Source organism: Vreelandella rituensis, from assembly GCF_003336665.1.
Taxonomy (GTDB): domain Bacteria; phylum Pseudomonadota; class Gammaproteobacteria; order Pseudomonadales; family Halomonadaceae; genus Vreelandella; species Vreelandella rituensis.
The window spans coordinates 1-10,770 of sequence record NZ_QPIJ01000080.1; the positions used below are offsets into that span (position 1 = coordinate 1).

Annotated in this window: 11 protein-coding genes and 1 pseudogene; 6 read left to right on the forward strand and 6 right to left on the reverse strand. The window is 58.5% G+C overall.

Going from position 1 to position 10,770, the window contains the following annotated elements; translation table 11 throughout:
- On the reverse strand, positions 1–611 hold a 611-nt coding region (gene iscB, locus DU506_RS19515), incomplete at its 3' end, for an RNA-guided endonuclease IscB (RefSeq protein ID WP_181870830.1).
- Between the two features lie 71 nt (positions 612–682).
- Between iscB and DU506_RS22615 the strand changes: the two genes are divergently transcribed.
- Positions 683–805, forward strand: coding sequence for a hypothetical protein (locus tag DU506_RS22615; protein WP_268877309.1), 123 nt, complete (start codon positions 683–685; stop codon positions 803–805).
- Between the two features lie 43 nt (positions 806–848).
- Here DU506_RS22615 and tcdA read toward each other — a convergent pair whose 3' ends face one another.
- Both tcdA and DU506_RS19525 read right to left on the reverse strand, forming a co-directional pair.
- Positions 849–1,730 carry a tRNA cyclic N6-threonylcarbamoyladenosine(37) synthase TcdA gene (tcdA, locus tag DU506_RS19520; protein ID WP_220254475.1) on the reverse strand — a complete coding sequence of 294 codons (882 nt, stop codon included), beginning with the start codon at positions 1,728–1,730 and terminating at the stop codon, positions 849–851.
- 75 nt (positions 1,731–1,805) lie between these two features.
- Entirely contained in the window at positions 1,806–2,588 is a 783-nt protein-coding gene (locus DU506_RS19525; protein WP_114488536.1) for a pseudouridine synthase, read from the reverse strand.
- A 221-nt stretch (positions 2,589–2,809) separates the two neighbouring features.
- Between DU506_RS19525 and DU506_RS19530 the strand changes: the two genes are divergently transcribed.
- Positions 2,810–3,265 (forward strand): ion channel, encoded by a 456-nt coding sequence (locus DU506_RS19530; protein WP_114488537.1) that lies wholly within the window; start codon positions 2,810–2,812, stop codon positions 3,263–3,265.
- A gap of 68 nt (positions 3,266–3,333) precedes the next feature.
- Here the strand turns inward: DU506_RS19530 and DU506_RS19535 are convergent, their stop codons facing one another.
- Positions 3,334–3,954, reverse strand: a complete 621-nt coding sequence (locus DU506_RS19535) for a class I SAM-dependent methyltransferase (RefSeq protein WP_114488538.1) — start codon at positions 3,952–3,954, stop codon at positions 3,334–3,336.
- 99 nt (positions 3,955–4,053) lie between these two features.
- On the opposite strand from DU506_RS19535, the gene DU506_RS19540 reads away from it, so the two are divergent.
- The 3 genes from DU506_RS19540 to DU506_RS19550 all read left to right on the forward strand — a co-directional run bounded on the left by DU506_RS19540 (position 4,054) and on the right by DU506_RS19550 (position 7,139).
- On the forward strand, positions 4,054–4,560 hold the full coding sequence (locus DU506_RS19540; RefSeq protein WP_235825810.1) for a CIA30 family protein: 507 nt from the start codon (positions 4,054–4,056) through the stop codon (positions 4,558–4,560).
- 72 nt (positions 4,561–4,632) lie between these two features.
- A complete protein-coding gene (gene aceK, locus DU506_RS19545; protein WP_114488540.1) occupies positions 4,633–6,402 on the forward strand; it encodes a bifunctional isocitrate dehydrogenase kinase/phosphatase in 1,770 nt (589 codons plus the stop codon).
- Between the two features lie 23 nt (positions 6,403–6,425).
- The gene (locus DU506_RS19550; protein ID WP_114488541.1) at positions 6,426–7,139 is read left to right on the forward strand and encodes an SIR2 family NAD-dependent protein deacylase; all 714 of its coding nucleotides are present in this window, start codon (positions 6,426–6,428) and stop codon (positions 7,137–7,139) included.
- A 4-nt stretch (positions 7,140–7,143) separates the two neighbouring features.
- On the opposite strand, the gene DU506_RS19555 is transcribed toward DU506_RS19550, so the two are convergent.
- Positions 7,144–9,180: a TonB-dependent receptor domain-containing protein gene (locus tag DU506_RS19555; protein WP_114488542.1), complete on the reverse strand. Its 2,037-nt coding sequence runs from the start codon at positions 9,178–9,180 to the stop codon at positions 7,144–7,146.
- Between the two features lie 313 nt (positions 9,181–9,493).
- Here DU506_RS19555 and DU506_RS19560 point away from each other — a divergent pair, with 313 nt between their 5' ends.
- Complete coding sequence (locus DU506_RS19560) at positions 9,494–10,231, forward strand: c-type cytochrome (RefSeq protein WP_114488543.1); 738 nt, start codon at positions 9,494–9,496, stop codon at positions 10,229–10,231.
- On the opposite strand, the pseudogene DU506_RS19565 reads toward DU506_RS19560, so the two are convergent.
- Positions 10,228–10,656, reverse strand: a pseudogene (locus DU506_RS19565) (aminotransferase class III-fold pyridoxal phosphate-dependent enzyme); the annotation flags it as partial. The gene DU506_RS19560 and the pseudogene DU506_RS19565 sit on opposite strands and share 4 nt — an antisense overlap.
- Positions 10,657–10,770: the final 114 nt, after the last annotated feature.

Sequence of the window (10,770 nt, forward strand, 5' to 3'; positions counted from 1 at the left end):
CATTTTTCGAGCAGGTATTCACGCACCTCATAGCCCAGGAGCGTGTCTTGTTGATACTCAATGCCGGAAATCTCGGGGTTTTCCATCTTCTGCAGATCGAAACGCACCAGCTCCATGCTCAAGTGAGTGACCGGCGCCCATCGGCATAGCTTGTCCACCCAGGCCATGGTGGCATCCACTCGGTGTTGCAAGCTGGGTGGCAGCCAGTCTTCCTTGCGCGTCCGGTTGTCGAAACGTGGTTTACGATAACGCAGGTTCTTGCTGCGACGACGGCTGCGAAAGCCTCGCCGCTGCGCCAGCGCCTGACGAATCTGGAAGCCCCGATGCACCAACTGAAACAGGCAAAGCACATGACGGATCGCCGGTGCCTGCTCGTCCGTCGCGTTTTCTTCCAGACGCATGAGCGCCAGGCCGGTTTCCTTGCTGCCCGGATCAATGCCCAGCAATGTCGGCTGCAAGGCGCAGTCACTCAGGCAGCGATCACGCAGGCGGATCACGAAAGGGGTCAGGTTCACCACCACCGCCCGACCACGTTCCAGCAGCAGTCGGGTGCGCTTTTCACTACACGGCATCAACGGCTGCTTGTTCTTTCCCAATACAAACACCGCCATGCGATCTCCTTCTTCAATAGAACCCTTACGGGCCTGGTGACGCAGGTCTTCCAACCTGTCTCCCCTCGGGAATGTCTGCAACCGGCTCCTACCTTGCGGTAGCGACCAGAACCTTCGGCGCTTTACCTTTCGCCAGCATGATCCTGATCTTCCAGAGCGCCGAACTGAGCGAAGCATTCGGCGGTGGGTCTTGACGACCTATTGCAAACGTAGCGGGTTGGCTACCGCTTTCCCTGGTCAACCGGGCTTGTTGTCACAAGCCTCGTCCCTTAAGGGCGAGGTAGTTGACGGGCTGCTTTCCTGTGACTCAAGAGGGGAGAGGGCCTGCGCTTTTTGAGCAAGCCGTGCCAGAACGCGCGAAGCGGCAGTGAAACCGAAGCTGCCGGTCAGGAACGTCGCCGCGCCAAATCCTTCGGCACAATCCAGCCGGGTGACCTCGCCGGTACCGGGCTTTTGCAGGCAGACTTCGCCTTCACTCCCCGGGTAAATCAATTGCTCATCCGAGTAGACACACTCCACGGAGAAGCGTCGCTTGGGGTTGCGCGAAAAGCCGTAATCGCGGCGCAGCCGAGAACGCACCTTGGCCAGCAGAGGATCGTGTTCGGTACGCGTCAGGTCGGCTATGCGAATGCGCGTGGGGTCGGTTTGTCCACCGGCGGCACCGGTAACGGTAATCGGCAGTTTGCGCCGCTTGCACCAGGCGATTAACGCTGCCTTGGCGATAACGCTATCGATCGCATCGACCACATGGTCGGCGTTTTCGGGAATACGCTCGGCAAGGTTCGTGGGAGTGACGAAAGCCGTATCGGCGACCACGTCGATTCCCGGCTGAATCAAGCGGCAACGCTCGGCCAGTACCTCGACCTTGGGGCGGCCGAAGGTGCCGTCCAGGGCGTGGAGTTGCCGGTTGATATTGGAAACGCAGACATCGTCGAGATCGATCAGCGTCAGTTTGCCGATGCCCGAGCGTGCCAGTGCCTCCACCGTCCAGCTACCCACGCCGCCAACGCCCACCACCACGACATGCGCGTGGCGAAAGTGTTCGAAGGCCCGCGCCCCGTATAGGCGGCGGATGCCGCCGAAGCGAAAAGCATAATCATCGGAATTCACATCAGACATGGCAGCGCGTCTCGCGGAAATCATCAGGGGTTGGAAGAGTTCTGGCGTTAGAAAGTACTGGCGATAGCTCTGGCGTTAGATGGCACTGGCGCTGGAAAGCACCTTGGGAGGCTCGAACGGCGGTGTGCGAACACTATCCAGCGGGAGATGACCGGCCCAGCCGAAATGCTGGAAAAGCTGGGTCATGGTGTCATCCAGGGCGCAGCTCAGCATGACGCGCTTGGCGAGCACCGGGTGGTCAAACGCAAGGCCAGTGGCGGCTAACAACAAACGGGGGGCCTTGAGCTGTTCGGCAAAGAAGCGGTTGTGGTTCCCCTTGCCGTGCTTGGCATCGCCGATAACTGGATAGCCGCGTTGCGAGAGGTGGCGGCGAATCTGATGGCGGCGGCCGGTCAGGGGGCGCGCTTCCACCAGCGAATAACGCGCTTGGGGGTAACGGTCCACTCGTACCGGCAGTTCGACGCTATCCAGACGGCGAATATCGGTCATCGCCGGCATGGGGGGCATCTGAGCCTTGGGACGGCTGCCATCTTCCTCGCGCAGCGGATAATCCAGACGATCCTGCTCCGGCGCCATGCCGCGCACCACCGCCAGGTAACGTTTTTCTACCTGACGCTCGGTAAAGCTTTCCGACAGGGCGCGCGCCACCTCGGGGGTCAAGCCGAACACGATGAGGCCGGAGGTCGGCCGGTCAAGACGATGCATGGGATAGACACGCCGTTGCAGCTGGTCGCGTAACTGCTGGAGAAGAAACTCGGTTTCTCCCCGAGCGAGCGCCGTGCGGTGCACCAGCAAGCCGGAGGGCTTGTGTACGGCAACCAGGTATTCATCCTGATACACAATTCTCAGTGGTGGCATACCGTTCCCCGACGAAAAAACGAGGCGCCATTGTCGCGGCTTGAGCGTTCGGTGTCATCCCACCCGTGGTACTTATCGTATCGGCAAACCGACTTTGCTGGATACCGACCTCCTCCGATAATGATTCATGACATAGGCCGTTACTCTTCGTGACCACACCTGAGCGCTGTCCTTGAGCTAGCCTTGTTTGTTTACAGGCAAGCTAAGAGCGAGGTAAGCAGATGGGCGCATACACCACTATGGGCTTGATGGTGACACTGTCGATCACCGCAGTGACGGTGCTGCTGTGTGTAATGCTGCACTTCGAGGTGGCCATTCGGGTCAGTCGCAAGCTCGAATACGCTGAATTGAGCTTGCGTAAGCGCTTTCTGATCCTGATGTTTGCAATGTTCGGCGCGCATGTGGCGGAGATGGGACTATTCACCTTCGCAATAGCGTTATTGCTCCAACATCCCGAGAGCGGCGTATTGGGAGGGAGTGAGTTGGTCACGGGGGTGGATTATATCTATGTCTCGGCCCTTAGCTACACCACGCTAGGCTACGCCGACATCACCCCCGAAGGACCGATGCGCATATTGACCAGCATAGAAGGGCTTCTAGGTTTCATGCTGCTTACCTGGTCGGCGTCGTTGACGTTTCTGCAGATGCAGCAGCATTGGGCCGTGGGAGGCGAATAGTCCCGGCGCGCAAGGATATGGCGCCTGGTGATAGGGCAATCTGATGTTCCCCGGCAGCTGGCAGGCTCCTACGATGGCTTGAAGGCCAGCAGAGCGCGGAACAGCGTTCCCATCATGACCGGTTGGTCTGCGTGAATAATGAACCCGGCGTCTTCCAGAAGTGGCCGGGCCTGGCGGGTAATGTCCGTGGCCAAGGCGGAGGTTAGGGCGTTGAGTGCTCGCCGGCCCGCTCCCGCGGGGTGGTCATCCGCCTGAAACTTATCCATCACGCATAGCTGGCCGCCGGGTTTAAGGACGCGATAGGCTTCCTGGAGTCCCTGTGCCGGGTTCGGCATGACCGCAACAATCAGGTGCATAATCACTACATCGAAATATTCATCCGGGTAATCGAGTGATTGAGCATCCATCACGCGACATTCAACGTCACGCGCCATGGCATCGGCGCGTGCTTGTGTGCGTCTTACCATGGCTGGGGAAAGGTCGGTGGCATGCAGTTCGATATCCTTGGGCAGCCAGGGCAAGTCCAACCCTGTACCGGCACCTACCAGCAGCACTTGCATACCGGGTCGCCATGTCACCTGGGCAAGCGCTCGGCGACGGGGCTGGCGAAACGCACGCTCAACAACGGTGTCGTACAAGGGTGCATAGCAGCTGTAACGTAATCGGTTCCAGGCGGTCGTGTTGAACATGTGAGCACTCTTGTGGAAAGTGAGTGGAGGGTGTCGCCAGCCATGAGTCTTTCTATTTCCCTGGACCAGTGCAACGCTTTCTCAATGAAAGGAGATGATATGCAACCAATCGAGTTTCAAGACCCAACGGAAGCCACGCATTGGCAGGCAGTGAATGACGATGTGATGGGCGGTGTGTCGCACAGTGATTTCCAGGTGGAAGACGGCAAAGGGGTATTTCACGGCGAACTCTCTTTGGAGAATGGTGGCGGCTTTGCCTCGGTGCGGCGAGCGCCTCATTCACCGCTACAGCAGGCCTTGGCAGTGGCCGGCGGGGTACGTCTTCGGGTGAGCGGCGACGGGCGCAGCTATCAGCTACGCTTGAAAAGCCATGATCTGGATAATAGCAGTGCCTATCGCGCACGCTTTACCCCGAAAGTGGATGCCTGGGAAACCATCGATTTACCTTGGCAGGCATTCGAGGCCGTTTGCCGTGGCCGTCTGTTGAGCGATGCCCCCGCGCTTGATCCGGCGCGTATTCAGCAGGTAGGTTTTTTGATTGCCGATCGCCGGGCGGGGGCGTTTCGTCTCGAGGTAGCCTGTATCGAGGCGCTGAATAGTCATTGAGCGCCACCATGGTCGTCTCGCTTTTGGCTTGCACATGAGGGAAGCTGAGCCGAAATTGCCGGAGTTCTCATTGTGAAATTGACCCCCGCCTATCGCCTGGCCACCACCATTCTGCATGGCTTTGATGAATACCGTACTCGCTTCAAGGAAATCACCCACGATGCCAGCCGTCGTTTTCGTGAAGCCGCCTGGCTTGAAGCGCAACAGGCATCCGCCGAGCGGATCAACCTGTATGAAGAAAAAGTGCAGGATACGTTGTCGCGGCTCAAGCGCAGTTTCGATAACGACGAGATGCTTTCTCACTGTGAGCACTGGCGCGAAGCGCGTAACCACTATGCCGACCTGATCAGCCAGCGACTGGATTACGAGTTGGCGGAAACGTTCTTCAATTCGCTGTTCTGCTCGATTTTTCATCATCGCCACATTCGCAATGACTGGATGTTCGTTTACAGCTCACGCGAAAGTGCCGCCCATCACTCGGGTATCGAGTTGTGCCGCTCGCGTCCGGTCAATGGCAATTGGCAGGAAGCGTTGAAATGGGCCTTGCTCGAAGCGCCGCTGGATAATCCTTTTGACGATATCGAGCGTGATACCCAGCTGGGCACCGACTTCCTGCAGGAACATTTGCCGGCGGTGATTCGTGATGCGCAGGATGTCGAGATCGAGCTGCTCAATAGTGTGTTTTACCGCAACAAGGGCGCCTACCTGGTGGGGCGGATTCGCGGCGGGGGTGAGCAGGTGCCGTTAGTGTTGCCGGTGCTGCATGGTGAGGGTTTCGGCGAAAAGGAAGGCGCGAGTGCCGGGCTGCATCTGGACACGGTATTGATAGAGTCGGATGAAGTCTCGATCATCTTTTCCTTCACCCGGGCTTACTTCCAGGTGGAAGTGGTGGTGCCCGGCGAATTCGTCGACTATCTCCAGGAGTTGATGCCGAGCAAACCGGAGGGAGAACTTTATGCCTCCATTGGCTTCTTCAAGCACGGCAAGACCGAGTTTTTCCGGGGGTTGAACCATCAGGTGGCCAAGCGGGAAGACCAGTTCATCATCGCCCCGGGTGTACGCGGCATGGTGATGGCGGTTTTTGTGCTTCCCGCCTACCGCACGGTATTCAAGATCATCAAGGACAAGTTCGACCCTACCAAGGACATGAGCCGGGAAAACGTGCGCGAGAAGTATCGCCTGGTCAAACGCCACGACCGGGTAGGGCGCATGGCCGATACCCAGGAGTTTTCCAACTTCATCGCCCGCAAGGATCACTTCTCCCCCGAGTGCCTGGAGCACCTGCTGGAAGTCGCTCCTTCCACGGTTTACCTCAGGGGCGACAAGGTGATCATCAAGCACTGCTATACCGAGCGCATGATGATCCCGCTGAATATTTATCTGGAACAGTGCGGCGAAGAAGAAACCAGGATGGTTCTCAAGGACTACGGCAATGCCATCAAGCAGTTGGCGGCGGCCAATATATTCCCCGGTGACATGCTGTTGAAGAACTTCGGCGTGACGCGCCACGGTCGGGTCATCTTCTATGATTACGACGAGATCTGTTACCTAACCGAATGCAACTTCCGCCACATTCCCGAAGCCATGTACCCGGAGCAGGAGTTGGCTGACGAGCCTTGGTATTCCGTCGGCCCGAATGATATTTTTCCTGAAGAATTCGGTCCCTTCCTGTTTGCCAACATCCAGTTGCGCAAGTTGTTCTATCAGCTTCATCCGGAATTGTTCGATGCCGACTACTGGAAAGGGCTCCAGCAGGCGATTCTCGATGGCCGAGTAATCGACGTTTACCCCTATCGCAACAAGCAGCGCTTCAGTGGCGCGGGCGAGGAATTGGTATATTGATAGGCACCGACTGAGGAGGGCTAATGGGCAAGACACCGCACCTTGTGGTCTTTACCGGTTCCGGCATCAGTGCCGAAAGTGGTATCAAGACCTTCCGCGCCAGCGATGGGCTATGGGACGAACACCCGGTTGAAGATGTCGCCACACCGGGTGCCTGGCGGCGTGATCCCGAGCGGGTGTTGGACTTTTATAACGCCCGCCGCGAGCAAATTCGCCGGGCCAAGCCCAATGCCGCCCACAAGGCGCTGGCGGGGTTGGAGAAGGCCGGTTTCCAGGTGAGTGTGATTACCCAGAATATCGATGACCTTCACGAACGGGCGGGATCACGCCAGGTACTGCATCTGCATGGGGAAATCCTCAAGGCGCGCTCCAGCGTGGATATTCGCATGCAGTATCGTCTGGCCAAAGGCGGCATCGAACTGGGCGACCTGTGTGACAAGGGTAGTCAGTTGCGCCCGGATGTGGTCTGGTTCGGGGAGTCGGTGCCGTTATTCGCCGATGCCTGTGACCTGGTCGGCGAAGCGGATTTCCTGCTGGTGGTCGGCACGTCGCTGGCGGTGATGCCCGCCGCTTCGCTGCTCAACCATGTCGCCTACGACACCCCTTGCGTCGTGATCGACCCCAACGCCACTGAACTCAGCCCAGCCAGCGTGCTGGCGATCAACGACACCGCCGGCAAAGGGGTGCCTGCCTTGGTCAAACACTGGAAGCAACAAGGTGCGCTCTTGTTGCCGTAAGTGGTCAAAAGGTGTAATTCACGCCTAACCAGAAGCTGCGCCCCGGCTCGTTAAGCGGCAGGTTGAGCGTTTCCGGCGCGTCAGCCAGGAAGGGGTCGCTGGCGCTGCGGTTGCGATTCAAGAAGTCGCTATAGGTTTTATCGAGCAGGTTCTTCGCACCAGCGCTTAGCGTCAGCGTGTTCCAGTGCCAGGCAGCTTCGGCGTCCAATACCACGTAACCGGCGGTAGCGACTTCGCCTGGACCAAGGCGGTTTTGGCTGTCGGAGAAACGCGCGGTAAGGCCGGTTTCCCAGTCGTCACGTTGATAAAATTGCCCAAGCTGCCCACGTAGCGGGGCAATATCCGCCAGTGCACCGCCATCATCCAGGTTATCGCCGCGTACCCAGCTCAGTTGCCCACGGCTTTCCCAACTGTCGGCCCAGCGCCACTCCCCGGAGAGCTCCACACCATAGAGCGTTGCATCAATGTTGCGGTAACGGGTCATATCTCCCGATTCTTCGCGGAAAATGTAATCGCTGACGCGATCAGCATAGGCAGCAACCTCCATGCGCAGATTATCCCGCTGATGGATAAGGCCGATATCGACCTGGTGATGTGACTCTGGCTCAAGTGCAGGGTTGCCCACCCAGTTGCTGCGCGCGAAATAGCGCTCGGTAGCGTCGGCGTCACGCTCTGCTCGGCTAAGGCTGGTATAGAGTGTCTCGGTGGGGCTTAGTTGCATGTCGCCGCGTACAAAGCCGCCCACCAGCCAGGCATCATGATCCAGGTCGCCATCGATTCCATAGGTGTTGCTGTAGAAATCCGCCGCTACATTCCCCGTCTCGCTGGATGCATAGGCAGCCTCGGCGTTGGCTTCGGAATAGTCCAGGCGTAAACCGCCGCTCAGGATAATGCGCTCGGTCAGGTAGTGGTCCAGCTCGGCGAACACGCCGGACTGGCGGGTGGTGACATCTGGCCAAGAGAGGAACACCACCTTGCCGGATGTGTCGTTGATGATCCGGGCATCACGCTCATTCTGGAGTACATTGACCCCCAGGCGCAGGTCGCTATCGGCTAGCTGCTGCACGAACATGCTCTTCAAGGTGAAAGTGTCGGATTCGGTGGGCGAGCGCATCTTCATGGGCATCCCCATCGTTACGGGGGGCTTGCGCAGCGAGTAATTGTCCATCACATGATCGATGGTGGTGTATTGCAGCCGGTTTTCCACGCGCCGCGTATCCGAGAAGGCGTGATCGAGGCGCAGCCGCACGGTGTCGTTGTCACTTTCCGGGGAGTCCATGCCGGCTCCGGCGAACTTGACGTCGCGCTCGCGCACCGCTTCGTAACCCAGCGCCAGCTCGGTGTTCTCGCCGGGTGTCAGGCCAAGGGTCAGCCCGCCGCTGGTGGTCTCGAAGCCACTGTGGATGCGCCGACCGTCGCCGTCTTCGTAGTCGTTGGCCTCCTGGCGCTCGCCGAACACCCGCAGATAGCCTTGCCGATTGCCGGTTTCCAGGCTGCCGTAGAGGCCGGTGCGTTCGCCGTTGTCATCGTAGCTGGCGCCCACGCTGCCCTGCTTGTCAAACGCCTTGCCCTCAAAGTCCGGTGCGCTACGCTCAAACAGCACCGTTCCACCACTGCCGCCTGGGCCGTGCTGTAGTGTGGTGACGCCCTTGCTGATGATGACTCGGTCAAAGCTGTGTAGTGGGGCGTAGGCGGTGGGCGGGTCCATGCGGTTGGGACAGCCACCGAATACGTAGCCGCCGTCGATCAGGATGTTGAGTGCATTACCTTGCTGGCCGCGAATGACCGGATCGAGACCATGTCCGCCCATGCGTACTGCTTCAACACCGTTAAAACGCCGCAGCCAGTCCGCCGCATCCGCTGCCGGTGCCGGAGAATACTGAGGCGAAGTATTGATATCTCCTGGCAGCATCATTTCAGCCTCGACAATCATCGTATCTGACTGAACATAAGAGGTATCTGACTGAGCATGAGAGGGATGAACCGCGGCAATAGCGATGCAAGTCGCTAGTGGCATGCCAAGGAAGCGCGATCGATGCATGGCAATATCCTTGTAACGTTCAGTTATTAGATAAGTGCCGGAATCATACGGGTAGCCTTGCTGGTTAACGCGGGACAAAGTGCCGCATTTCGACCAAAGTCACCCGCCGCTAGATCAATTTCTTACTTGTTCCTCGTGGGAAATTGATCTAGTGATTCACCCATCACTAGCTATGCTGGATTGAATGTGTAAGGAAAGCGCCGGTCAGCTCACTAACACAGTGCTGCTATAAAGCGGCCTCTATAAAACAAGGCAACGTGGCGAGGCGCTAATCGCTTTTCTTCAGAACAATAGCTATCTAGAGGTGAACACCATGTCGCTACATAATGAAAAACGCCGGGATTTATTGGGTAAGTTGCGCCGCCAAATGAGCTACACCGCGCCTGTGTTGGCCCTGGTGGCGAGCGGGGTTGCGCTAGACGTGACGGCGAATGGCGGTACGCTCTATGTCAATGACGACAGCACACAGTCCAGCACCCTACTGCTGGCAAGCAACCACGCTGAGGCAGAGGCGCAACCTGAAGCACAAGCCGAGGGCGAGGCAGAAGACGAGGGAGAAGCAGAAGCAGAAGCAGAAGCTGAGGGTGAGGGTGAGGCAGAAGCAGAAGGTGAGGGCGAAGCAGAAGCTGAGGCCGAGGGCGGTACCCAGCCCAGTGCGCGCACCCAAGCAGTCTCTCGTCCGGAAAACTATGTCCCCGGCTACGATGAAAACGGTGACAATCCCGCTGAACTAGTTGAGCGGGGCGAGGCGCTATTCAATGACGCTTCGCTGAGTACCAATGGCCTTGCCTGCGCGAGCTGTCATGGTGCCGATGGGCAGTCGGGCTATCAAGCCTCGTTCAACCAACCCTATCCCCATGAAGTGAATATGGGCGTGAATCAATTCGGTATGGATACCGTTCACGCCGATGAAATGGTGCAGCTGTGCATGGTCGCTCCGATGGCAGCCGAACCGCTGGGTTGGGAATCCACTACCTTGGCGGCACTCGCTGCCTATGTGGTAGATGCCAGGCAGCGTTTCGTCGGCGAAGCGGACATCCCTGCTGATTAACGCTCAAACCACGCCTTCATGGTCGAGGTAATCCGGCGGATCTGTTCTTCGGTGGTGATGTAGGCGGGCATGGTGTAAAGCCAGCGACCGATGGGGCGCAGCCATACGCCGTGTCGGCGGGCGAACTCTCCCACCCCTTCCAGATTGTCGGCGCAACGCGTCTCGATCACGGCGGCGGCACCCAACACCCGCACATCCACCACCTCCGGGTGTTGGCGCAGCTCGGCATCGTCACACAGCTCGCGGCGCAACAGCTCGCTTAGCCGGGCGATCTTGTCCAGGTAGTTTTCCTGCTCGAAGACCGCCAGGCTTTCCAGCGCCACGCGACAGGCCAATGGGTTGCCCATGAAGGTGGGGCCGTGCATGAAGGCGTGCTCGGGGGAATCACCGATGAAAGCGTCGTGAACGCGATCCGTGGCTAGCAGTCTGTCGGATTTTAGATAACGTCATGAGATACTTGCCTCCTGCCACCCCACCGGAACGACGCCATGAGCCGCTTCATCCCCGTTGACCGCCAGACCGACTATCTTCTGCCGCCT